The 22,479-nt window shown below is 72.3% G+C and carries 22 protein-coding genes; 7 read left to right on the forward strand and 15 right to left on the reverse strand.

All coding sequences use genetic code 11. The features are described 5' to 3' along the window. Positions 1–10 precede the first annotated feature (10 nt). From SCATT_RS12350 to SCATT_RS12375, 6 genes are all read right to left on the reverse strand, one after another. Positions 11–499: a DUF3180 domain-containing protein gene (locus SCATT_RS12350; protein WP_014143382.1), complete on the reverse strand. Its 489-nt coding sequence runs from the start codon at positions 497–499 to the stop codon at positions 11–13. Between the two features lie 55 nt (positions 500–554). Next, positions 555–1,145 carry a 2-amino-4-hydroxy-6-hydroxymethyldihydropteridine diphosphokinase gene (folK, locus tag SCATT_RS12355; RefSeq protein WP_014143383.1) on the reverse strand — a complete coding sequence of 197 codons (591 nt, stop codon included), beginning with the start codon at positions 1,143–1,145 and terminating at the stop codon, positions 555–557. Continuing rightward, a complete protein-coding gene (gene folB, locus SCATT_RS12360; RefSeq protein WP_014143384.1) occupies positions 1,142–1,501 on the reverse strand; it encodes a dihydroneopterin aldolase in 360 nt (119 codons plus the stop codon). Before folB ends, folK begins: the two co-directional genes overlap by 4 nt. A 211-nt stretch (positions 1,502–1,712) precedes the next feature. Next, a complete protein-coding gene (locus SCATT_RS12365; RefSeq protein ID WP_014143385.1) occupies positions 1,713–2,210 on the reverse strand; it encodes a nuclear transport factor 2 family protein in 498 nt (165 codons plus the stop codon). Then, positions 2,207–3,061 (reverse strand): dihydropteroate synthase, encoded by an 855-nt coding sequence (gene folP, locus SCATT_RS12370; protein ID WP_014143386.1) that lies wholly within the window; start codon positions 3,059–3,061, stop codon positions 2,207–2,209. Before folP ends, SCATT_RS12365 begins: the two co-directional genes overlap by 4 nt. A gap of 69 nt (positions 3,062–3,130) precedes the next feature. Continuing rightward, the gene (locus SCATT_RS12375) at positions 3,131–4,963 is read right to left on the reverse strand and encodes a phosphatidylglycerol lysyltransferase domain-containing protein (RefSeq protein WP_014143387.1); all 1,833 of its coding nucleotides are present in this window, start codon (positions 4,961–4,963) and stop codon (positions 3,131–3,133) included. 200 nt (positions 4,964–5,163) lie between these two features. Between SCATT_RS12375 and SCATT_RS12380 the strand changes: the two genes are divergently transcribed. Further along, positions 5,164–6,285, forward strand: coding sequence for an alpha/beta hydrolase (locus tag SCATT_RS12380; RefSeq protein ID WP_014143388.1), 1,122 nt, complete (start codon positions 5,164–5,166; stop codon positions 6,283–6,285). Between the two features lie 87 nt (positions 6,286–6,372). Here the strand turns inward: SCATT_RS12380 and folE are convergent, their stop codons facing one another. The 5 genes from folE to SCATT_RS12405 all read right to left on the reverse strand — a co-directional run bounded on the left by folE (position 6,373) and on the right by SCATT_RS12405 (position 12,344). Beyond that, positions 6,373–6,981: a GTP cyclohydrolase I FolE gene (gene folE / locus SCATT_RS12385; protein ID WP_014143389.1), complete on the reverse strand. Its 609-nt coding sequence runs from the start codon at positions 6,979–6,981 to the stop codon at positions 6,373–6,375. Positions 6,982–7,126: 145 nt separating this feature from the next. Beyond that, positions 7,127–9,175 (reverse strand): ATP-dependent zinc metalloprotease FtsH, encoded by a 2,049-nt coding sequence (gene ftsH, locus SCATT_RS12390; protein WP_014143390.1) that lies wholly within the window; start codon positions 9,173–9,175, stop codon positions 7,127–7,129. A 215-nt stretch (positions 9,176–9,390) separates the two neighbouring features. Then, positions 9,391–9,945 (reverse strand): hypoxanthine phosphoribosyltransferase, encoded by a 555-nt coding sequence (gene hpt, locus SCATT_RS12395; RefSeq protein WP_014143391.1) that lies wholly within the window; start codon positions 9,943–9,945, stop codon positions 9,391–9,393. A gap of 38 nt (positions 9,946–9,983) precedes the next feature. Further along, positions 9,984–11,015 (reverse strand): tRNA lysidine(34) synthetase TilS, encoded by a 1,032-nt coding sequence (gene tilS, locus SCATT_RS12400; protein ID WP_014143392.1) that lies wholly within the window; start codon positions 11,013–11,015, stop codon positions 9,984–9,986. 168 nt (positions 11,016–11,183) lie between these two features. After that, positions 11,184–12,344 (reverse strand): zinc-dependent metalloprotease, encoded by a 1,161-nt coding sequence (locus tag SCATT_RS12405; RefSeq protein WP_014143393.1) that lies wholly within the window; start codon positions 12,342–12,344, stop codon positions 11,184–11,186. 177 nt (positions 12,345–12,521) lie between these two features. Between SCATT_RS12405 and SCATT_RS12410 the strand changes: the two genes are divergently transcribed. Then, on the forward strand, positions 12,522–13,019 hold the full coding sequence (locus tag SCATT_RS12410) for an inorganic diphosphatase (RefSeq protein WP_014143394.1): 498 nt from the start codon (positions 12,522–12,524) through the stop codon (positions 13,017–13,019). Positions 13,020–13,100: 81 nt separating this feature from the next. Here SCATT_RS12410 and SCATT_RS12415 read toward each other — a convergent pair whose 3' ends face one another. Together SCATT_RS12415 and SCATT_RS12420 are read right to left on the reverse strand one after the other, a co-directional pair. Next, complete coding sequence (locus SCATT_RS12415) at positions 13,101–14,723, reverse strand: threonine/serine exporter family protein (protein ID WP_014627956.1); 1,623 nt, start codon at positions 14,721–14,723, stop codon at positions 13,101–13,103. Positions 14,724–14,851: 128 nt separating this feature from the next. After that, positions 14,852–15,562: a DedA family protein gene (locus SCATT_RS12420; protein ID WP_014143396.1), complete on the reverse strand. Its 711-nt coding sequence runs from the start codon at positions 15,560–15,562 to the stop codon at positions 14,852–14,854. Positions 15,563–15,698: 136 nt separating this feature from the next. Here SCATT_RS12420 and SCATT_RS12425 point away from each other — a divergent pair, with 136 nt between their 5' ends. Continuing rightward, positions 15,699–16,067: a YbjQ family protein gene (locus tag SCATT_RS12425; RefSeq protein ID WP_014143397.1), complete on the forward strand. Its 369-nt coding sequence runs from the start codon at positions 15,699–15,701 to the stop codon at positions 16,065–16,067. Positions 16,068–16,465: 398 nt separating this feature from the next. Here SCATT_RS12425 and SCATT_RS12430 read toward each other — a convergent pair whose 3' ends face one another. Continuing rightward, the gene (locus SCATT_RS12430; protein ID WP_014143398.1) at positions 16,466–17,227 is read right to left on the reverse strand and encodes a MerR family transcriptional regulator; all 762 of its coding nucleotides are present in this window, start codon (positions 17,225–17,227) and stop codon (positions 16,466–16,468) included. A gap of 268 nt (positions 17,228–17,495) precedes the next feature. On the opposite strand from SCATT_RS12430, the gene asnB reads away from it, so the two are divergent. Then, complete coding sequence (gene asnB, locus SCATT_RS12435; protein WP_014143399.1) at positions 17,496–19,346, forward strand: asparagine synthase (glutamine-hydrolyzing); 1,851 nt, start codon at positions 17,496–17,498, stop codon at positions 19,344–19,346. Between the two features lie 163 nt (positions 19,347–19,509). On the opposite strand, the gene SCATT_RS12440 is transcribed toward asnB, so the two are convergent. After that, positions 19,510–20,184 (reverse strand): phosphatase PAP2 family protein, encoded by a 675-nt coding sequence (locus SCATT_RS12440; RefSeq protein ID WP_014143400.1) that lies wholly within the window; start codon positions 20,182–20,184, stop codon positions 19,510–19,512. A 114-nt stretch (positions 20,185–20,298) separates the two neighbouring features. Here SCATT_RS12440 and SCATT_RS12445 point away from each other — a divergent pair, with 114 nt between their 5' ends. The 3 genes from SCATT_RS12445 to SCATT_RS12455 all read left to right on the forward strand — a co-directional run bounded on the left by SCATT_RS12445 (position 20,299) and on the right by SCATT_RS12455 (position 22,452). Beyond that, positions 20,299–20,703 carry a BlaI/MecI/CopY family transcriptional regulator gene (locus SCATT_RS12445; RefSeq protein ID WP_014143401.1) on the forward strand — a complete coding sequence of 135 codons (405 nt, stop codon included), beginning with the start codon at positions 20,299–20,301 and terminating at the stop codon, positions 20,701–20,703. Further along, complete coding sequence (locus SCATT_RS12450; RefSeq protein ID WP_014143402.1) at positions 20,700–21,710, forward strand: M56 family metallopeptidase; 1,011 nt, start codon at positions 20,700–20,702, stop codon at positions 21,708–21,710. Before SCATT_RS12445 ends, SCATT_RS12450 begins: the two co-directional genes overlap by 4 nt. Before the next feature lie 85 nt (positions 21,711–21,795). Next, a complete protein-coding gene (locus SCATT_RS12455) occupies positions 21,796–22,452 on the forward strand; it encodes a DedA family protein (RefSeq protein WP_014143403.1) in 657 nt (218 codons plus the stop codon). Positions 22,453–22,479 lie beyond the last annotated feature (27 nt).

Consider the following 22,479-nt stretch of genomic DNA (forward strand, 5'->3'; position numbering starts at 1 on the left):
CCAGGGCGGGTCAGGCCCGGTCGGCCGCGGGCGGGCCGTCGTCCTCGTCGTCGGGGAGCCGGCACACCCGCTCCAGGAAGAGCGCGGCGGCGACCACGGCGGCGCCGGCCACCACCGCGAGCCCGGCGTAGACGGCCTGGTCGCGGCGGGCCGGGACGTCCAGCTCGGAGAGGACCAGGAAGACGCAGGCGCCGCCGTAGACCCCGGCCACCAGCGCCGCCACCAGGGCGCTGGCCTGGCCGAAGACCACCGCCCGGGCGGCGAGCAGCGGGTCGACCCCCTTGGCACCGGGACGCCGTTCCCGCTGCGCGCGCAGCCGACCGCGCAGCGACAGCGCGGTGGCCGCCAGCACGACGGCGATCAGCGCCAGCACGATCGGCGCCGCCACCGGAACGCTCGGCAGCGTGCCCAGCGCGTTCCACAACCGGGAGCCGGCCCACGCCAGCACCCCGGCCACCACGAACAGCCCGACCAGCACCCGGAACCGCAACTGCTTCAACGAGCTCTCCTCACCCGAGGCCGCCGCCCAGCCGCGGCCGTCTCGGTGCCAACGACTATTCCGGCAGCCGGAGTTCCAGATCCGCACGGCGAGTGACGCCCTCGACACCGGCGGCGGCGAGCAGCTTGTCCACCGGGCCGTGGCCGGGCAGCTCCGCCTCCGGGTCGACGTCGTGCCAGGGGGCCAGCACGAAGGCCCGCTCGTGGGCGCGCGGGTGGGGCAGGGTGAGCGTCGGGTCGTCGCTGACCACGTCCTGGTAGCTGACGATGTCCACGTCGATGGTGCGCGGTCCCCAGCGCTCGTCGCGGACCCGGACGAACGCCTCCTCGATGGCGTGCGCCCGCTCCAGCAGCGAGGAGGGCGGCAGCGTGGTGCGCATCAGCACCACCGCGTTGAGGTAGTTGGGCTGGCTGCCCGGCTCGACGCCCCACGGCTCCGTCTCGTACACCGGCGAGACGGCCTTGACGCGCGCCCCCGGGGTGTCCGCCAGCGCGTCCACCGCGCCCTGGAGGGTCTCCATGCGGTTGCCGAGGTTGCTGCCGAGCGAGATCACCGCCCATTTGGGGTTGTGCAGCGTGGTGTCCGCGGCGTCCACCTGCTGTTCGACGGAGGCGGGGACCGGCTGGACGGTGGGGTCGGAGCTCACGGGCGCCTCCTGTGGATGGTGACGGTCACGTCGTCGAACGGAACGGTGATGGGGGCCTGGGGCTTGTGCACCGTCACCTCCACCTCCTGCACCACCTCGTGCTTGAGGCACTGGTCGGCGATGCGCTGGGCGAGCGTCTCGATGAGGTCGACCGGCTCGCCCTCGACGACGGCGGTGACCTCCTCGGCCACCACGCCGTAGTGCACGGTCCTGGTCAGGTCGTCGGTGGCGGCGGCCGGGGCGGTGTCCACCCCCAGCACCAGGTCCACCACGAAGGTCTGGCCCTCTTCCCGTTCATGGGCGAAGACGCCATGGTGGCCACGGGCCTTCAAGCCGCGCAGCGCGACACGATCCACGAACATCCTCCTGCCGTCGGTCACCGGGGCGGCCTGTCGGAAGCTACAAGCCGAAGCCGCGACTCGAATCTACCTGCGAGCACCGACAACCCGTGCCGACGGGTCCGCCTGGGCCGTCGCGACCGGGACCGGCGCATATGCAGCCGCCCTTACCCGGCGACGCACGGTCCACTCCTCCCTTGGGCTCTTCTTGGCTCGAACGGGTGGCCGCTCACAGCGCGGAGGAGGTGCCGCCGTCCGCCTCGTCGCCGTCCTCGCCGTCGTCCTCCTCGTCCTCGGCCATCACCGGCGAGCCGTGGTGCGACCACAGCCGCCAGCCGTCCTCGGTGCGGCGGAAGACGTTGGTGGCCACCACCAGCCCGCCGATCAGATCCCCGGCCGAGCCGTCCGGGCCCGCCGGACCGCCGCTGAGGATGTTCTCGCTGCAGGTCAGCAACGCGGTGTCGCCGGCCACCGTGATCTCGACGTCGGTGAGGAAGAACTGCATGTAGTCGGTGTTGGCCATGATCAGCGCGTAGGAGCGCAGCACGTGGCCCCGGCCGCGCAGCACCGGCCAGCCGGGGTGGACCACGCTGACCGAGTCGGCCAGCGCCCCGTCCAGCAGGACGGACTCCAGCGCCCCGAGGTCGCCGTTCTCCACCGCGTCGTAGAACGCCTGGTTGACCCGTTCGACCTCCTGCTCGTCGGTGCGGGCGGGCTGGGAGGTCACGTGGCCGCCTCGATGGCCCGGGCCACCCGTACCGCGTCCGCGGTGGGGCGCACCTGGTGGACGCGGACCGCCCAGGCGCCCTCGCGGGCGGCGATGGCCGAGACGGCGGCGGTGGCCGCGTCGCGTTCCCGGGCCGGCGGCAGGTGGCCGTCGCCGCCGGCCAGCACCCGGCCGAGGAACCGCTTGCGGGAGGCGGCCACCAGCAGCGGCCGGCCCAGCGCGCGCAGCGCGTCCAGCCGGGCCAGCAGCGCCAGGTCGTGCTCGGCGTCCTTGGCGAAGCCCAGCCCCGGGTCGAGCACGATCCGCTCCGGGTCGACCCCGGCCCCGACGACCGCCTCGAAGCGCTGCCGCAGTTCGGTGACGACCTCGCCGACCACGTCGCCGTAGCGGGCGCGGGAGACCATGTCGATGCTGTGGCCGCGCCAGTGCATCACCACGAAGGCGGCCCCGGTGGCGGCCACCAGCGGCACCATGCGCGGGTCGGCCAGTCCGCCGCTGACGTCGTTGACCAGCACCGCCCCGGCCTCGACCGCCCGCTCGGCGACGGCCGCGCGCATGGTGTCCACGCTCACCACGGCCCCGGCCGCGGCCAGCTCCCGGACCACCGGGACCACCCGGCGCAGCTCCTCCGCCTCGTCCACCCGGCTCGCGCCCGGACGGGTCGACTCCCCGCCGACGTCCACCAGGTCGGCCCCGGCGGCCACCAGGTCGAGGCCGTGCTTGACGGCGCGTTCCGGGTCGAACCACAGACCGCCGTCGGAGAAGGAGTCCGGCGTGACGTTGACCACGCCCATCACGGCACAACGGTCCCAGTCGGGCAGCCCCGCCACTCGGCCTCGCAACGTACTCATGCCTAGAGCCTAGGCCGTGCGCGACGGCCCAGGCTCTCGGCAGGGGGGCGCGGCGGGACGCCGCCGGGGTCAGGCGGCCTTCCCGCCGACCGCGGAGACCCGCTGGTGCTCGGGGTGGGCGCAGGCGCGCGTCTTCGGCTCCCGGCTGACGAACGGGATCCAGCGGCGCACCCGGGCGGGGAGTTCCAGGGTGATGAACGCCTCCGCCTGCATCACCGCGAAGCCGATCCGCGGCAGGTCGCGGTTGTTGGGGAAGACCATGAAGCGCGGCTCCCACTTCGGCTGGAACTTCTCGTTGAACTTGTACAGCGACTCGATCTGGAACCAGCGGGAGAGGAAGACCAGCAGCCCGCGCCAGAACCGCAGCACCGGGCCGGCGCCGATCCGCTCACCGCGGGCGAGCGCCGAGCGGAACATCGCGAAGTTGAGCGAGACCCGGGCGATGCCCAGCTCGGGGGCGTGCTGGAGGGCGTGCACGATCAGCAGCTCGTTCATGCCGGCGTCGGCGCTGCGGTCGCGGCGCATCAGCTCCAGCGAGATGCCGTCCTTGCCCCACGGCACGAAGTGGAGCACCGCCTTGAGGTCGCCGTGCGGGGACGGGTCGTCCTCGATCGTCTTGTGGGCGGTGACCACCACGCAGTCGCCGTCGCGCGGGTCGCCGAAGCGGCCCAGCGCCATGGAGAAGCCGCGCTCGGTGTCGGTGCCGCGCCAGTCGGCCGCCGCCGCGCGGACCCGCTCCCGTTCCTCCTCGGTCAGGTCGGAGACCCGGCGCATCCGGCAGCTGTAGCCGTTGCGCTCGACCCGCTTGACCATCTGGCGGACGTTGCGCATGGCGCGGCCGGCCAGCGAGAAGCCGGCGGTCTCCACGATCGCCTCGTCGCCGAGTTCGAGGGCGTCCAGGCCGGTCTCCCGGGTCCACACCTCGCCGCCGGTCTCCGAGCAACCGACGACCGCCGGGATCCAGGCGTGCGCCCGGGCCTCCTCCATGAAGCGTTCGATGGCCCCCGGCCACGCCTCGACGTCGCCCACCGGGTCGCCGCTGGCCAGCATGACGCCGGAGATCACCCGGTAGCAGATGGCCGCCTTGCCGGTCGGCGAGAAGATCACGCTCTTGTCGCGGCGCAGCGCGAAGTGGCCGAGGGAGTCGCGTCCGCCGTGCTTGGCCAGCAGCTCGCGCAGCCGGTCCTCGTCCTCCTCGCTGAGCTGGGCGGTGGGGTGCTCGGGGCGCAGGATCAGGTAGGCGGTGGTGAACAGGATCAGGAAGCCGAGGCCGCCGAGGGAGTAACCGACGATGTCGGCGACCCGGTCGGAGGTGTAGTGCACCGGCCCGCCGAAGCCGAAGAGGCCGTACAGGACGGTCAGGCACCGGTCGACGATGCCGGGGTTGCCGCTCTCGGTGCTCGGGTGGGAGCTGACGATCAGCAGGCCGACGCCGAAGCTGACCACGGTGAGCACCGCGAAGTTGAGCAGCGCCCGCCACCGGGTGCGCGGGTCCGAGAGGGCCGCGAACTCACTCTTATGGGTGAGCAGCAGGGCGAGCAGGACCACCGTGAGGGCGGCGTTGGCCGGCGAGAGCCGGTGGTGGAGCAGCTCGGTGACGACGCCCACCGGCAGCAGCACCACCGCCGCCGCCCACGCACGGCGCTTACGCCGCTTCAGACCGTGTGCGAGCATCAGCAGCAGGAGGCCGACGATGATCGACGCGGCGGCTGCGATGCTGCTCACCGCCCCCGGCAGATACCCCGCCCAGGTGTGCACCCGGCTATGGCGCAGCCGGGGGATGATCCCGGTGGCCAGGTCGAGAAGTCCGATGAGGGCGCAGACGGTGCCCACGAGCGCGGGCGCCTTGGAACCCAGGGTGAGACGCGGGCGTCGCTGCCGTGTGGCGGACGACTCAGTCATCGATGCCGCCCCCCGACGCAACCCCATTGAGGCAAACGGCATCTTTGTGTGCAGACATCGGTCTCCCAGCCCCGATAAGCGGATCTTCCAGCCTGTGGCCCGTCAGTGCGAGCGCTGTGTGCCCTGTAGGACGGGACCTCGGGTGATGAGGTTCCACTGTCGGAGCGACGGCGGCCGGTAAACCGAACGGAAAGCGCCTCATGGGTCTCACGAGCAAAAAACTCCTGGTCCTGGTCATCGTGCTCGCGGTGGCCGTGTTCGTCGCCACGATCTGGCTGTGGCCACGGTTGTCCCGCAAGGGGTTCAAACCGATAGCCGGGCGTGTCGGCCTGCTCTTCGGCGGGCAGGTGGCGATCCTGGCCGCGCTGGGGCTGGCGATCAACTCGTACTTCGGTTTCTACGCCTCGTTCGCCGATCTGTTCGGCACCCAGCAGGACCCCGGCCAGGTGGTGGACTACACGGCCAACGGCGGCGGTGGCAAGAACGGCCTGGAGCACGTCGGCTTCCAGGGCGTCGGGGTGCCCGGCGGCGGTTCGCCGGCCAAGGCGGGCCGCATCGAGAAGGTGCAGATCAAGGGCGAGAAGACCGGGATCACCACGCCGGCCTACGTCTACCTGCCGCCGCAGTACTTCCAGAAGGCCTACGCCAAGCAGCACTTCCCGGCCGCGGTGATACTCACCGGCTACCCGGGCACCGCCGAGTCGCTGATCACGCGCATGAAGTACCCGCAGACCGCGACCGAGCACATCCAGCAGGGCCGCATGCAGCCGATGATCATGGTCATGCTGCGCCCCTCGGTGGTGCCGCCGCGCGACACCGAGTGCATGGACGTGCCCGGCGGCCCGCAGGTGGAGACGTTCTTCACCAAGGACCTGCGGCAGTCCATCTCGGCCAACTACCGGGTGGGCACGGCCGCGGTGAACTGGGGCATCATGGGCGACTCCACCGGCGGCTACTGCGCGGTGAAGATGACCATGCGGCACCCGGACGCGTTCTCCTCCGCGGTCTCGCTCTCCGGCTACTACAGCACCCACAACGACCCGACCACGGGTGACCTCTTCGGCGGCAGCGCGCAGCTGAAGAACGAGAACGACATGATGTGGTGGCTCAAGCACAAGCCGGCCCCCAACGTGTGGGTGATGGTGACCAGCAGCAAGGAAGGCGAGTGGAACTACAGCCGCACGATGGCCTTCATCAAGGCGGTGAAGGACCCGATGCAGGTCTCCTCGATCATCCTGCCGAGCGGCGGCCACAACTTCACCACGTGGAACCGTGAGCTGCCCACCGCCATCGACAAGCTGGCCCAGCACCTGACGCAGTAACCCGGAGCCCACCGGGGCGCAACCGTTCCGACGCGGCCAGGAAGGCATCGCCTTCCTGGCCGCGTCGCCTTTGCCGGCCGGACGCGCTCAGCGGGCCAGTATCAGGCTCATCGCCTCGGCGCGGGTGGCCGGGTCGCGCAGCTGGCCGCGGACGGCCGAGGTGGTGGTCTTGGCGCCCGGCTTGCGGATCCCCCGCATCGACATGCACATGTGCTCGCACTCGACGACCACGATCACGCCGCGCGGCTCCAGGATGTCCATCAGCGAGTCGGCGATCTGGGTGGTCAGCCGCTCCTGGACCTGGGGGCGGCGGGCGTAGACGTCCACCAGCCGGGCCAGCTTGGACAGCCCGGTGATCTTGCCGGTGGTGGCCGGGATGTAGCCGACGTGCGCGACGCCGTGGAAGGGCACCAGGTGGTGCTCACAGGTCGAGTAGACCTCGATGTCCCTCACCAGCACCATCTCGTCGTGACCGAGGTCGAAGGTGGTGGTCAGGACGTCCTCCGGACGTTGCCACAGCCCGGCGAAGATCTCCTTGTAGGCGCGGGCCACCCGGGCGGGGGTCTCCTGGAGGCCTTCCCGGTCCGGGTCCTCGCCGACCGCGAGCAGCAGTTCGCGGACGGCGTTCTCGGCCCGCTTCTCGTCGAACTCGCCGGCAGCGTTACCCGCGTCGTTCAGCGTCACCGGGTCGGTCATGTGCGCCTCGTTCCTGGTCCTCGTCCCGGCGGGTCCGGATGAGCGCCCGCACGCGGATACGGCGAAGCCGTGCCCCCAAGGCTAGAACCCTGGGGGCACGGCGTTCATTCCGGGCCGGTCCGCCGGACGGGCGGAGGCGGGCAGGTCAGCTCTCGCCGCCCCGGTTCTCCTCCGGCAGCTCGACGGTGTCGGCGGGCTGCTTGACCGTGGAGACGGTGGGGGCGACGCCGTTGGCACCGGTGGCGCCGTTGGTCAGCGCCAGCTCCCGCGGGGAGAGCACCGGCGGCCGGGTGGAGGGGGTGCGGCGCGGCGAGCCCGTCCAGGCCGGCCGCGGCGGACGCTTGACCACCGGCTTGAAGATCTCGGCGATCTCCTCCTTGTTGAGCGTCTCCTTCTCCAGGAGCGCCAGCACCAGGTTGTCCAGGACGTCCCGGTTCTCGACGAGGATCTCCCACGCCTCGTTGTGCGCGGTCTCGATCAGCTTCTTGACCTCTTCGTCGACGAGGCCGGCGACCTCCTCCGAGTAGTCCCGCTGGTGGCCCATCTCGCGGCCCAGGAACGGCTCGGAGTTGTCGGTGCCGAACTTGATCGCGCCGAGCCGCTCGGTCATGCCGTACTGGGTGACCATGGCTCGGGCGGTGGCCGTCGCCTTCTCGATGTCGTTGGCGGCGCCGGTGGTCGGGTCGTGGAAGACCAGCTCCTCGGCGGCGCGCCCGCCCAGCATGTAGGCGAGCTGGTCGAGCATCTCGTTGCGGGTGGTGGAGTACTTGTCCTCGTCCGGCAGGACCATGGTGTAGCCCAGCGCCCGGCCGCGGGACAGGATGGTGATCTTGTGCACCGGGTCGCTGTTCGGAGAGGCCGCCGCGACCAGGGCGTGGCCGCCCTCGTGGTACGCGGTGATCTTCTTCTCCTTGTCGGACATGATCCGGGTGCGCTTCTGCGGACCGGCCACGACGCGGTCGATGGCCTCGTCCAGCATCTTGTTGTCGATCAGCTTCTTGTCGCTGCGGGCGGTGAGCAGCGCGGCCTCGTTGAGGACGTTGCTCAGGTCGGCGCCGGTGAAGCCGGGGGTACGCCGGGCCACCGCCTGCAGGTCGACGTCGGGGGCGACCGGCTTGCCCTTCTGGTGCACCTTGAGGATCTCCAGGCGGCCCTGGAGGTCGGGGCGGTCCACCGCGATCTGCCGGTCGAAACGGCCCGGGCGCAGCAGCGCCGGGTCGAGGATGTCCGGCCGGTTGGTGGCCGCGATCAGGATGACCCCGCCCTTGACGTCGAAGCCGTCCATCTCGACGAGCAGCTGGTTGAGCGTCTGCTCGCGCTCGTCGTGGCCGCCGCCGAGGCCCGCGCCGCGGTGCCGGCCGACGGCGTCGATCTCGTCGACGAAGACGATCGCCGGGGCGTTCGCCTTGGCTTGCTCGAACAGGTCGCGGACCCGGGAGGCACCGACGCCGACGAACATCTCGACGAAGTCGGAACCGGAGATCGAGTAGAACGGCACCCCGGCCTCACCGGCCACGGCGCGCGCCAGCAGCGTCTTGCCGGTGCCGGGCGGGCCGTAGAGGAGCACGCCCTTGGGGATCTTCGCGCCGACGGCCTGGAACTTGGCCGGCTCCTGGAGGAACTCCTTGATCTCCTGGAGCTCCTCGACCGCCTCGTCGGCCCCCGCCACGTCGGAGAACGTGGTCTTCGGGGTGTCCTTGGTGATCAGCTTGGCCTTGGACTTCCCGAAGTTCATCACCCGGGAGCCGCCGCCCTGCATCTGGTTCATCAGGAACAGGAAGACCACGACGATGAGCACGAAGGGCAGCAGCGAGAGCAGGATCCCGACGAACGGGTTCTGCTTCGACGGCGAGACGGTGTAACCGTCGGTGAGCTTGCCGTTGTGCGCGTCGTACTGGGCCTGGAGCTGCTTGGCGAGGTCGGCGGCCTGCGTCTCGCCGACGTAGCTCGCCTTGATCTTGTCGCTGCCGGCCACCTTCTGACCGGGGGCGAGCAGGACCGAGATGGTCTGCTCGTCACCGGTGGTGATCTTGACCGACTTGGCGATGCCGGTGTCGATTGCGTTGACGACCTGGCCGGTGTCCACAGTCTTGTAGCCGCCCGTCGAACCGACGACCTGCATCAAGACGACCACGGCGAGGACGGCCAGCACGATCCACATGACCGGCCCACGGAAGTAGCGTTTGACGTCCATCCATGCGGGGCGAGAACGCCCCGTCCCTCCTGCCATAGTGAGAGCACCCCGGCCATGACGGCCGCTGTGCGCCAGCTAGGTGTATGACCCGACCTTCGGACGGTACCTCAGCATTGTCACCCGACGACGCCGAGGACCGTTAACAAACCCCTCTTCCCTTGCTCCAACGGCAGGAAACCGCGATCCGTTCCAAGGGGGCCGCATCCAGTGTGCGGTCAGCCGCCGTAGACGTGCGGCGCGAGGGTACCGACGAAGGGCAGATTGCGGTACTTCTCCGCGTAGTCCAGCCCGTAGCCCACGACGAACTCGTTGGGGATGTCGAAGCCGACGTAGGTCACGTCGATGGCCACCTTGGCCGCCTCGGGCTTGCGCAGCAGCGTGCACACCCGCAGCGAGGCCGGGCCGCGCGAGGTGAGGTTGGACAGCAGCCAGGACAGCGTGAGCCCGGAGTCGATGATGTCCTCGACGATGAGCACGTGCTTGCCCGCGATGTCGGTGTCCAGGTCCTTGAGGATGCGGACCACGCCGGAGGACTTGGTGCCGGCGCCGTAGGAGGACACCGCCATCCAGTCCATGGTGACCGGGGTGGAGAGCGCCCGGGCCAGGTCCGCCATGACCATCACGGCGCCCTTGAGCACCCCGACGATCAGCAGGTCCTTCCCGGCGTAGTCCTTGTCGATCTCGGCGGCCAGCTCGGCCAGCTTGGCGTCGATCTCTTCCTTGCTGATGAGCACCTTCTCGAGGTCGGTGCCCATGTCCTTCTCGTTCACCCGCGCTACTTCCTGCAAGGGCCCTGCGGCTCGGTACGTCAGGGGGCCTCGGTCGCCCGCCGGAAGACCAGTCTGCCATTGCCGCGCCGCGCCTCGACGCCCCCGGGCAGGTTGATGGGGCCCTGACCTCGCCAGTCGGTGATCAGCCGGTCGGTCTCCTCGACGTGCCGGGCGAAGAGCGAGCCGCTCGGGCTGCCCGCGCCGACCGCCGCCGCCCGCAGCACCCGGCGGCGCACCGCCACCGGCAGCGCCCGCAGCTTGGCCACCTCCAGGGCGCCGTCCGGGTCCCCGGCCACCCGGGCCTCGTGGCCGGCCGCCGCCGCCCACTGGTCGAGCGCGTCGGCGTCGTCCCGGAAGAGCTGGGCGGTACGGGCGAGGGAGGCGACCACGCCACGGCCGAGCGACTTCTCCAGCACCGGCAGCGCCTCGTGGCGGACCCGGGCACGGGTGTAGGACGGGTCGGCGTTGTGCGGGTCCTCCCATACGTCGATGCCCTGGGCGAGACATGCCTGGCGGGTGGTGTCGCGGTCGAGGAGCAGGAAGGGGCGGCGGTAACGGCCGCCGGGGCCGGAGACGGCGGCCATGCCGGACAGCGACCGGGTGCCGGAACCGCGGGCGAGCCCCAGCAGCACCGTCTCGGCCTGGTCGTCGCGGGTGTGACCGAGCAGCACGGCGACCGCGCCGAGGGATTCGCTGGCGGCCGAGAGCGCGGCGTAGCGGGCCTCCCGGGCGGCGGCCTCCGGCCCGCCCTGGCGGCCCACGGTGACCCCGAGCGCCTCCACCGGGTCCAGCCCGAAGGCGCGCAGCCGGGCCGCCACGTCCAGCGCCCGGGCGGTGGAGCCGGACTGGAGACCGTGGTCGACGGTGACCGCGCCGGCCCGCAGCGGGAGTTTGCGGGCCTCGAAGGCGAGGGCCGAGGCCAGCGCCATCGAGTCGGCGCCGCCGCTGCACGCGGCGAGCACCAGGGGACGGCTCTGCGACGCGCCCGGACGGGCGTGGTCGTGGAGCACGTCGTGGAGTACGCGGCGGACCGCCAGGCGTATCGCGGCGACCGCAGGATGGGGACCCATGTCCATTCCCTCCTGAGAGAACACACCCCTGCCCGGCAACGTTCGGGAGGCGTGAGCGGGTGACGGAGCGTAGCTGAATGGTGACAGATACGACGTGTTACCCGAGCATCGCACGCCTACCCGACCGACATGGTCCCTCGGACGGGTGAACTACGGGGCGCGCGGGGATCAGGTTTCCGACCTGCGGTGCACCCTGGCGATCCACTCCGCCGGTTTGGCGATCTCCGTCTTGGTGGGCAGCGTGTTGGGCGAGGTCCACACCCGGTTGAACCCCTCCATGCCGACCTGGTCGACCACGGCGCGTACGAACCGCTCGCCGTCCCGGTACTGGCGCAGCTTGGCGTCGAGGCCGAGCAGCCGGCGCAGCGCCTGGTCGAGGCGGCCGGCCCCGGAGGCGCGGCGGCGCTGGAACTTCTCGCGGATCTCGGCGACGGAGGGGACGACCTCGGGGCCGACGCCGTCCATCACGTAGTCCGCGTGGCCCTCCAGCAGCGACATGACGGCGGTGAGCCGGGCCAGGATCTCCCGCTGGGCCGGGGTCTGCACCAGCTCCACCAGGCTGCGGCCCTCGCCCGGCGGCTCCTCCTCGCCCCGCGAGGCGACCAGCGAGCCGACCGCCTCGCGCAGCCGCTCCAGCAGGGTGACCGGGTCGATCTCGGTCTGCCCCAGGAACTCCTGGATCTCCGACTCGATGTGGTCGCGCAGCCAGGGCACCGCGGAGAACTGGGTGCGGTGGGTCTCCTCGTGCAGGCAGACCCACAGCCGGAAGTCGTGCGGTTCGACGTCGAGCTCCCGCTCCACGTGCACGATGTTGGGCGCCACCAGCAGCAGCCGGCCGGTGCGCGGGACGCCGGGGGCCGGGTCGGCCGGGCCCGCGGGCAGGTCCCGGGCGGCCGGGGCGAACGTCTCGTACTGGCCCAGCACCCGGGAGGAGAGGAACGACAGCAGGGCGCCGACCTCGACGCCGGTGACCTTGCCGCCGACCGCGCCGAGCACCGCGCCGCCGGGCAGCGGGCCGCGCCGGGTCCGCATCTTCTCCAGCAGCGGGCGCAGCAGCTCACGGAAGCCGGCCACGTTGGCCTTGATCCAGCCGGGCCGGTCGACCACGAGCACGGGGGTGCCGTGCTGCTGCCCTTCCGGTCCGCCGATGCCGTACATCCGGGTGAACGCCCGGACGTGCTCCTCCGACGCCTGGGCGTGGCGGCGCAGCTCGGCGACGACGGCGCGGGCCTCGTCGCGGCTGACTTCGGGCCCGGGGCGTACCAGGCGGGTCGCGGTCGCCGCCGCGAGGTTCCAGTCGACCATCTCGGCACCACCGATGCTCGTCATGGCTTCACGGTACGTGGCGCACCGGGGTTTTGGCTGCGGTGCGCCCGGGGCGCGGTGGCCGGCGGGGCGTGCAACCGGCACCCGGTGGCCGCCCGTCGGGGCTGCGCGACACCGCTGGATACTGGTGATGAGAGACTTGGCTGCCAGAATCATGTGCTGATCATGCTTGGAGGAGCCTTGGAGTTCGACGTCACGATCGAGATCCCGAAGGGTTCGCGCAACAAGTACGAGGTGGACCACGAGACCGGTCGTATCCGCCTGGACCGCCGGCTCTTCACCTCGACCAGCTACCCGGCGGACTACGGCTTCGTCGAGAACACCCTCGGCGAGGACGGCGACCCGCTGGACGCGCTCGTGCTGCTCGACGAGCCGACCTTCCCGGGCTGCCTCATCCGGTGCCGCGCGATCGGCATGTTCCGGATGACCGACGAGGCCGGCGGCGACGACAAGCTGCTGTGCGTCCCGGCGTCCGACCCGCGGGTGGAGCACCTGCGTGACATCCATCACGTGAGCGAGTTCGACCGGCTGGAGATCCAGCACTTCTTCGAGGTCTACAAGGACCTGGAGCCCGGCAAGTCCGTGGAGGGCGCCAGCTGGGTGGGGCGCGCCGAGGCCGAGGCCGAGGTGGAGCGTTCCGTCAAGCGGCTGGCCGAGTCCGGCAAGGCGCACCACTGACGTCCGCCTCCCGGCGGCCCGGCGGACCCCCGCGAGAACGCCGCTCGCGGGGGTCTTCGCGTCCCGGTGGACGTACCCCGGTCAGAAGCCCCGGGTGCGCTTGGCGGCGCGGCGCGGTCCGGCGCCCAGCGGCACCCGGATGACCATCCGGGCGATCTCGCCGCCGAGGTTGACCCCGATGGCCACCGCGAGCGCCAGCGCCACCGCCTTGGCCAGCGAGGCGACTCCCTGCACCTGCCGGCCCTGGGTGAAGGCGAGCAGCCCGAAGTAGGTCGCGCTGCCCGGCAGCAGCGGGCCGATGGCGGCGGTGACGTAGGGCAGCGCGGAGGCGTAGCGGTACCGGGAGAGCAGCTGGCCGAAGAGGCCGACGAGGCCGGCGGCGACCGCGGTGGCCGCGATGGCGTTGAGCCGGCCCTGCTGGGTGAGGCTGCCGTAGGTGACCCAGGCCACGCCGCCGTTGAGGGTGACCACCGGGAGCACGCCGCGTTCGCACTGGAGCAGTACGGCGAAGGCCAGGGTGAGCACCATGGCGGCGAGCAGTTGCACCGGCGGGTCGTGGAAGGCGCCGAGCGCCTCCTCGGGGTGGAGCTGGGCGCCGACGGTGACGCCGACGTAGAGCACCATCGACACCCCGAAGACGATGCCGATGATCAGGTAGAGCACTTCCAGCAGCCGGGCCGAGGCGGTGATGTAGAAGCCGGTCAGCCCGTCCTGCACGCCGGCCACCAGGGCGCGCCCGGGGATGAGCGCGTAGAGCCCGCCGGTGATCACCGCCGAGGACTTCACATGGCCGCCGCCGGGCAGGTGGTGGCCGAAGAGGGTGATCAGCACGCCCAGCGCGGCGGCCGGCATGGCGGCGGAGACGAACTGGTAGAACTCCGGCAGCCCGCGTCCGGCGCACAGCCAGGCGAGCCGGTCGCCGAGCATGGCGCCGACGGCCGCGGCGGCGAAGACCGTGGGGCCGCCGCCCACCAGCATGCTGGCCGCGCCCGCCAGCACCCCGGCGGCGAGGGTGAGCAGCCAGCCGGGGTACGGATGGCGGTTGCGGCGGATCTCGGCGAGGGCGCGGTAGGCGTCCTCCAGGGTGGCCTCGTGCGCGGTGATGTCGTCGATGAGCCGGTAGACGGCGGCGAGCCGGGTGTAGTCGGTGCCCCGGCGGCGTACCGTCCGCGAGGCGCTGACCGGGTCCTCGACCAGCGAGGGCTGGTAGGTGATGGACAGCAGGGTGAAGGTGACGGTGGGCTCGACGCGGTCGAGGCCGTAGGCGTGGGCGACGCCGAACATGGCGGCCTCCACGTCCTCCGCGCCCTCGCCGCCGGCCAGCAGCAGTTCGCCGATGCGCAGCGTCAGGTCGAGGATGCGGGGTACCGGCGGCCCTTCGGCCTCGGCCTTCTCGGCGGTCTCCGGCGCCGGGCGTTCGGCCACCGGCATCCGCAGCATGGCGCGCATCCGGTCCTGCCAGGGGGCGTCCCGGGCCAGCCGGACCACCGGGATGCCCTCGGGCGGGGTGAAGGCGGGCGGGGGCGCCGGGGCGGTGGCGGAGGCGCCGGACGGGGGCGCGAAGGCGGACCCCTCGGGCTCGGGCGGCGGCGGCAGCGGTACGCCCAGCGGCGGGGTGAAGGCGGAATGCGCCTCGTCGGATTCGGGCTTGGCGTCCTGCGCGCCCGGAGCCGGGTACTCCCCCGTCCGCTCGCTCTCCCTCACCTGCACCGCTCCCTCGCCCCGGCCTGCCCCGGGGCACGCGTCGTCCACTGCCTCGAACTTTACGGACAGTGTGGCGGGTGCCCGAAGGGGGCGGCGGGTAAGCGTTGCGGCGGCTGGGGCCGGTGGGGTCAGCGCTTGCCGGCGCGGTGGCGGCCCCGCCCCGGCGCCTGGCGCGGCGCGGGGACGGTGCCGTGGGCGGCGGGGGCCGGGGTGCGGGCGGCCCTGCGGCGGGCCCGCAGGTATTCGATGGCGATCGGGACCACCGAGACGAGGACGATCACGATGAAGATCGCCTCGATGTTGTCGCGGACGAAGGCGATCCGTCCCAGCAGCGAGCCGAGCACGGTGACCCCGGCGCCCCACAGCACGCCGCCGACGCAGTTGAAGGCGATGAAGGTGCGGTAGTTCATCCGGCTGACGCCGGCGATGATCGGGGTGAAGGTGCGGACCACCGGTACGAAGCGGGCGAGCAGGATCGACTTGGGGCCCTGGCGCTCGAAGAACTCGTGGGCCTTCTCCACGTTCTCCTGCTTGAACAGCCGGGAGTTGGGGCGGCGGAAGAGCGCGGGGCCGACCTTGCGGCCGAACAGGTAGCCGGTCTGGTCGCCGAGGACGGCAGCCACCGCCACCAGGGCGCACACCATCCACAGCGGGTAGTGCAGGTACTTGTGGCCGGCCACCAGCATGCCGGTGGTGAACAGCAGCGAGTCGCCGGGCAGGAAGAAGCCGATCAGCAGGCCGGACTCGGCAAACACGACCACCAGGATGCCGATCAGTCCGAAGGACTGGATCAGCTGGTCGGCGTTGAGCCACGCGGGCCCCAGGGCGAGGGTCGTCACAGGTGGCGTGCTCCTGGTCGTCGGCCGTCGGCGAGGGCCTGGGCGGTCGGGTCGCTTCCCCCCGGTAGGAACGCGCTGCGGCAACCGGGGGTTCCCCCCGAGCGTACCGGCGGCGGGGCCGGGCAGGATTGGGCCCATGGGAATCGACGACTACGGTGGCGGCCCGCAGCCGCACACCGATGTGCTGGTGGTCACCACCAACGACGTGCCGGGCCACACCGTGGAGAAGGTGATCGGCGAGGTCTTCGGCCTCACCGTGCGCTCCCGCCACCTGGGCAGCCAGATCGGGGCGGGGCTGAAGTCCATGCTCGGCGGCGAACTGAAGGGGCTCACCAAGACCCTGGTGGAGACCCGCAACCAGGCGATGGCCCGACTGATCGAACAGGCCCGCACCCGCGGTGCCAACGCCGTCCTCGCCATGCGCTTCGACGTCACCGAAGCCGCCGACATCGGCACCGAGGTCTGCGCCTACGGCACCGCCGTCGTCCTCGCCCCCCAGGCGTGACCCCCAGGGCCCGGACAGCGTGCCCCCCCCGAGCGCCGCCCCCCGTAACGCCGCCCGCCCCCCGTAACGCCGGACGACCAGGCTCAGGACGCCTCCGGTCGCCGGACCGTCCGGCGCCGGGCGGCCGAGGCCGGGCCGCTGAGCACCCGGCGCCAAAGGGACGCCCCAGCCCGGGCACCGGACGCTCCCGGGCGCCATACCGGCACTGGGGCACGGCACCGCCCGCGCGCCGGACGCCTCGCGTCGAACGGGCCGGTGGGTCCGGACGGGCGGACGGCGCCGACAAGCCGGCCCCTGGCCGGACGGCCAGAGGCCGCCGGGCCCTCCCGGGCGTTGGACGGGCCCCGGCCCCCGGCGCGGGCCCGGGCACCGGGCCGTCCGGCCGGACGGCCCGGCTCTCAGGCGTGGCGGGACGCGTTGGCGACGATCGCGTCGTGGACGTACGTGGCGAAGCCGGGGCGCATCGCTTCGAAGAAGGCGGCGAAGCGCTCGTCGGCGACGTACATCCCGGCGAGGCCGGTGTGGATCTCGTAGGAGCAGTCGTAGTGGTAGCGGGAGATCTGCTGCCGGTGCTCCTCGGCGAGGTCCATCGCGGCCTCGCCGTCGGCCGGGGCGCCGGAGGCGGCGAGGGCGACCATGCGGCGCCCCCAGTCCTCCTGCTCGGCCTTGATCCGCAGCCAGTCCTCCTTGGTGTAGCGGGCCGCCCGCTCCTGCGACTGGCGGTACGCCTCGGTGTGGCCCCAGCGCTGCTGGACCTCGTCGGCGTACTGGTCGGGGTCGTGCTCCCCGAAGACCTCGAACTTCTCCTCCGGGGTCAGGTTGATGCCCATCTTCTTCGCCTCCATGGCTCGTTCCACCGCCGCCGCCATCCTTTCGAGCTCCTCGATCCGGTCGGTGATCAGCCGGTGCCTGCGGCGCAGGTGCTCGGTGGGATCGGTGTCCGGGTCGTCGAGGAGGACGGCGATCTCCTCCAGCGGGAAGCCGAGTTCGCGGTAGAAGAGGATCTGCTGCAACCGGTCGAGGTCGGCGTCCCGGTAGCGCCGGTGTCCGGCGGCGCTGCGTCCGCCGGGGCGCAGCAGCCCGATCTCGTCGTAATGGTGCAGGGTGCGCACGGTCACCTTGGCGTACCGCGCCACCTCGCCGATCGCGTAGTCCTCCATCGTCCTGCCTTCCTCGGCCCGCCGCTCACGGCGCTGACGAGCTCCACGATGGGTCCTCACGCTACGTGAGGTGCAAGCCCGGTTCCGGCGGCCGGGGGCGCCGTGGAGGTGGCTGGTTTTTTTCGGTTGCCCGAGGCAACAGATGGAACGTGCAACTAACCAGGCGTACGTTTGATCACGCGGCCCGCACCGGGATGCGCGGGCCGGCCACGGGGTAGAGCCGCGCCCCGATCCTCGGGGCCGCCGACCGGAGGAGGCGACACCGCCCATGTGCGGGATAACCGGCTGGATCTCCTACGACAACGACCTCACCCGCCAGCGGGGCACGCTGGACGCGATGACCGCGACGATGACCTGCCGCGGCCCGGACGCCGGAGGCGTCTGGCTGGACGAGCACGCCGCCTTCGGCCACCGCAGGCTCGCCGTCATCGACATCGAGGGCGGCAAGCAGCCCATGAGCGTCGAACGGGACGGCCGCACCATCCTGGTGACCACCTACAGCGGCGAGATCTACAACTACCGCGAACTGCGCGACGAACTGACCGGGCTCGGCCACCACTTCCGCACCAGCAGCGACACCGAGGTCGCGCTCCACGCCTACCTGGAGTGGGGCGAGGAGTTCACCGAACACCTCAACGGCATGTACGCCTTCGCGCTGTGGGACCCGCGCACCGAGGAGTGCCTGCTGGTACGCGACCGGATGGGCATCAAGCCGCTCTACTACCACCCCACCCCGGACGGCGTGCTCTTCGGCTCCGAGCCCAAGGCGATCCTCGCCCACCCCTCGGTGCGCCCGGTGGTGGACGCCGAGGGCCTGGCCGAGCTGGTCTCGTTCACCAAGACCCCCGGCCACGCGGTCTACAAGGGCATGCGCGAGGTACGCCCCGGGCACCTGGTGAGAATCCGCAGGCAGGGGCTGACCGAGCGCCGGTACTGGGCGCTGGAGGCCCGCGAGCACACCGACGACCTGGACACCACGATCCGTACCGTGCGCGGGCTGCTGGACGACATCGTGGCCCGGCAGCTCATCGCCGACGTGCCGCTGTGCACCCTGCTCTCCGGCGGCCTGGACTCCTCGGCGATCACCGCGCTCGCCGCCCGCGGGCTGAACGCGGCCGGACGCGGCCCGGTGCGCTCCTTCTCGGTCGACTTCGTCGGGCAGACCGAGAACTTCAAGCCCGACGCGCTGCGTTCCACCCCGGACGGCCCGTACGCCCACGCGCTCGCCGAGCACGTGCGCTCCGACCACCGGGACATCGTGCTGGACCCGGAGTCGCTGATCGACCGCGGCAACCGGGCCGCCGTACTGCGCGCCCGCGACCTGCCGATCGGGCTCGGCGAGGGCGACACCTCGCTCTACCTGCTGTTCAAGGCGATCCGTGCGCAGTCGACGGTGGCGCTGTCGGGCGAGTCGGCGGACGAGGTGTTCGGCGGCTACAAGTGGTTCCACGACCCGGAGGCGGTGGCCGCCGACACCTTCCCGTGGCTGGTGGGCGCCGGGATCGGCAACTTCGCCGGGGACAAGACCGGCACGAGGGAGGCGCTGTTCGACGACGGGCTGCTGGCCAAGCTCGACCTGCTGGACTACCGGCAGCAGCGGTACCGCGACGCGCTGACCGAGGTGCCCTACCGGGACGGCGACACCGGGCTGGAGCGCCGGATGCGGGAGATCTGCTACCTGCACCTGACCCGTTTCGTCCAGGTGCTGCTGGACCGCAAGGACCGGGCCAGCATGGCGGTGGGCCTGGAGGTGCGGGTGCCCTTCTGCGACCACCGGCTGGTCCAGTACGTCTTCAACACCCCCTGGTCGATGAAGACCTTCGACGGCCGGGAGAAGTCGCTGCTGCGCGCGGCCACCCTCGACGTGCTACCGGAGATGGTCGCCCAGCGCGTCAAGAGCCCGTACCCCAGCACCCAGGACCCGCGGTACGTCAGCGCGCTGCGCGGGGAGCTGCGGCAGTTGATGGCCGACAAGGACGCCCCGGTGCGGCCGCTGCTGGACGCCGGAGCGGCCCAGCAGGCCGTCGAGGCCCAGGACCAGAGCTTCCGCAGCAGCACCGAGCTGGTGCTGGCGATGAACGCGTGGCTGCGGGACTACGGGGCGACGCTGGAGCTGTGACGCCCCGGGCCGGATCGCCACGGTGATGCCACCGGGCGGACCGCCGGCCGTCACCGTCAGGTCACCGGGCGGGGCTAACCTCCCGGCGGGCAGCTGCGGACCCGATGCGAGAACCCCCGTGCGCAGGTGGTGCACGGGGGTTCTCCGTCCGGCCGGATACCGGTCAGACCCGGCGGTGGGCGGCGACGGGACCGCCGTCCAGGAAGGGGCCGAGGCGTCCGGAGCGGGCCCGGGCCACGATCGGCCCGCCGACCCGGCCCAGCGGCACGGTGAACGCCGCCGCCAGCACCAGGCCGACCACCGCGCCCACGGCCACGTCGTGCGGGTAGTGCGCGCCCACCCAGACCCGGGAGGCGCCCATCAGCACCGCCGCGAGCAGCGCCACCCGGCCGATCTTGCGGTTGGCCAGAAAGAGCGCCAGCGCGGCGGAGAAGGCGACCACCGTGTGGTTGCTGGGGAACGCCCAGTCGTTGGAGGCGGCGCAGGCCTCCAGGTGGAAGGTGTGCGGGATCTGCCGGCACGGGCGTACTTCCTTGACGACCGACTTGAGCAGGTCGTTGACGACGTACGCGAGCACCACGACCACCGGCGCGCTCAGCACCCGGGCCATGGTGACCGGGGGCTGCCGGCGCGCCGACCACCAGGCGAGCACCATGAAGACGGCGAAGATCACGATCCCGTAGGCCGACCAGTCCTTCACCACGGTGTCGAACCAGCCCGGAGCGCTCCGCGCCCACCCGGTGACCTCGGAGAACAGCCCGCCGTCGATCTGCGAACCGTCGAAAGCCAGATTACTGAGGGTGCTGTGGGCCACATCGGCGGTGGGCAATGCGAGCACGAGCGGGGTTCCTCCGATAATCGACGAGGGCGTGCCCGGTCCGACCCGCCCCATACGTCTACAGGCTCGTAGACTGTCCGCCAACTGTAGTCGACGGCAAAGGGGACGGAATCCGTGACGGACATCGCACGCCGCCCGGCCGGCGAACTGGAGGCAGAGGTGCTCGCCGCCCTGTGGGCCGCCCGCACCCCGCTGACCCCGCCGCAGGTCCAGCAGTCGCTGGGCGGCACCCTGGCGCGCACCACGGTGGCCACCATTCTGGCCCGGCTGCACGACAAGGGAACGGTGGTGCGCACCCGGACCGGGCGCGCCTACGCGTACACCCCGGCGGTGGAGGACGAGGCGGCGCTCGCCGCCCGCCGGATGCACACCGAGCTGGAGAAGGGCGACGACCGCTCCGGCGTGCTGGCCCGTTTCGTCTCCCGGCTCTCCCCCGACGACGAGCGGGTGCTGCGCGGACTGCTGGCCCAGGCCGGCGGTGCGGGCGGACCCGCGGACGAGGCCGGGGGCCTGCGGTGACCTGGGCGGTGTGGGCGCCGCTGCTGGCACCGCTGCTGGCGGTGCCGGCCGCGCGGCGGCTCGCCGACTTCCTGCCGCCCCGGGCCGCGGCGGCGCTGCTGACCGCCACCGCCGTGCTGCTGGCGCTGCTGAGCGCCGGGTCGCTGGCGCTGCTGACCGCGGCCGGGCTGCTGCGGCTGCCGGTGGTGGCCGCGCTGGGCCATCTGTCCGCCCCGCTGATGCGCCGGGACAACCCGGTCGCGCTGCCGATCGGGGTGGCCGCCGCGCTGACGCTCACCGTCGCGCTGGCCGCCGCGCTGCACACCGCGCGGCGGCACCGGGCCGAGCTGTCACGGGCCGCCGGGTACGCGGCACGGCACGGCGGCGCCGGTGATCTGACGGTGCTGCCCGACCCGGGCGCGGACGCCTACGCGCTGCCGGGGCGGCCGGGCCGGGTGGTGGTCACCGCCGGGATGCTGCGCGAGCTGGACCCGCGCGAGCGCGCGGTGCTGCTCGCCCATGAACGCGCCCACCTGCGCGGCCGCCACCATCTGCTGCTGATCTGCACCGACCTGGCGGCCCGCCTCCACCCGGCGCTGCTGCCGCTGCGCGAGCCGCTCTCGTTCCATCTGGAGCGGTGGGCGGACGAGTCGGCGGCCGACGCCGTGGGGGACCGGCGGCTGACCGCCCGCGCGGTGGGCCGGGCGGCGCTGGCCGCGTCGGCGGCGCCGGCCCGGCGGCGGCCGGCCGCGGCGCTGGCGGCCGGGGCGGGTCCGGTGCCGCGCCGGGTCGCGGCGCTGCTCGGTACCGAGCAGCCGGGGGCCCGCCGGACGGCGTCGGCCCCGGGACGGTTCGCCGCGGCGGGCGCCGCCGTGCTCGCCGCCTGTGTGCTCGCCTCCGGCGTCAGCGCCCTGGAGGCGGCCCAGGAACTGCACGAGAACATCGAGTCGGCGCAGAGCGTCGAGGTGGCCCACGACCACCCGCACGACCCCGCCGGGCACCGGTTCGCGCCGCCGGAGAGCCGGTGATCCGGTTTCCGCTCCGGCGGTGCCGCCGGGACGGAACGTCTACACTCTTGTAGACCGTTCCGTTGACCGCCGCAGGAAGGCGCGAATGAACGTACTCACCCACGGGTCCCAGCTGGCCCTCAATCCGCTGGATCCCAACTCGCTGCTGTCGTCGTTCGGCGCCGTCGGCGTCCTCGTGGTGCTCTTCGCCGAGACCGGGCTGCTGGTGGGTTTCTTCCTGCCGGGTGACTCGCTGCTGTTCACCGCGGGGCTGTTCACCACCACCGGCTCCACCGCGGTGCTCCACCTGCCGCTGGGCTGGGTGCTGGCCGCCGCCGCGGCCGGGGCGCTGCTCGGGGCGCAGACCGGCTATCTGATCGGCCGGCGCGGCGGACCGGCGCTGCTGGCCCGGACGAAGAACCCCAAGCTGCACCAGGCGGTGGAACGCTCCGGTGAGCTGCTGGCCAAGTACGGCTACGGCAAGGCGATCGTGCTGGCCCGGTTCATCCCGCTGGTGCGCACCGTGCTCAACCCGATGGCCGGCGCCCTGGGCGTGCCCGCGTCGACGTTCACCACGTGGCAGGTGGTCGGCGGGCTGCTGTGGAGCCTCGGGGTGACGCTGGCCGGCCACGCGCTCGGCTCGACGATCCCCAACATCGACCACTACCTGCTGCCGATCGTGGCGCTGGTGGTCGTGGTCTCGCTGATCCCGGTGGCGCTGGAGATCCGCCGGGCCCGGCGCGCCCCGGCGGGCGGTTCCTGACCCCGGCGGGGGCGTCCGCACCGGTTG

The organism is Streptantibioticus cattleyicolor NRRL 8057 = DSM 46488 (assembly GCF_000240165.1).
GTDB classification, from domain to species: Bacteria; Actinomycetota; Actinomycetes; order Streptomycetales; family Streptomycetaceae; genus Streptantibioticus; species Streptantibioticus cattleyicolor.

Coding starts and splice junctions, on each gene's coding strand:
- folP (WP_014143386.1), bottom strand. CDS start 3,061: ATGAGTACGTTGCGAGGCCGAGTGGCGGGGCTGCCCGACTGGGACCGT.
- SCATT_RS12375 (WP_014143387.1), bottom strand. CDS start 4,963: ATGACTGAGTCGTCCGCCACACGGCAGCGACGCCCGCGTCTCACCCTG.
- SCATT_RS12380 (WP_014143388.1), top strand. CDS start 5,164: ATGGGTCTCACGAGCAAAAAACTCCTGGTCCTGGTCATCGTGCTCGCG.
- folE (WP_014143389.1), bottom strand. CDS start 6,981: ATGACCGACCCGGTGACGCTGAACGACGCGGGTAACGCTGCCGGCGAG.
- ftsH (WP_014143390.1), bottom strand. CDS start 9,175: ATGGACGTCAAACGCTACTTCCGTGGGCCGGTCATGTGGATCGTGCTG.
- tilS (WP_014143392.1), bottom strand. CDS start 11,015: ATGGGTCCCCATCCTGCGGTCGCCGCGATACGCCTGGCGGTCCGCCGC.
- SCATT_RS12405 (WP_014143393.1), bottom strand. CDS start 12,344: ATGACGAGCATCGGTGGTGCCGAGATGGTCGACTGGAACCTCGCGGCG.
- SCATT_RS12425 (WP_014143397.1), top strand. CDS start 15,699: ATGGGAATCGACGACTACGGTGGCGGCCCGCAGCCGCACACCGATGTG.
- SCATT_RS12430 (WP_014143398.1), bottom strand. CDS start 17,227: ATGGAGGACTACGCGATCGGCGAGGTGGCGCGGTACGCCAAGGTGACC.
- asnB (WP_014143399.1), top strand. CDS start 17,496: ATGTGCGGGATAACCGGCTGGATCTCCTACGACAACGACCTCACCCGC.
- SCATT_RS12455 (WP_014143403.1), top strand. CDS start 21,796: ATGAACGTACTCACCCACGGGTCCCAGCTGGCCCTCAATCCGCTGGAT.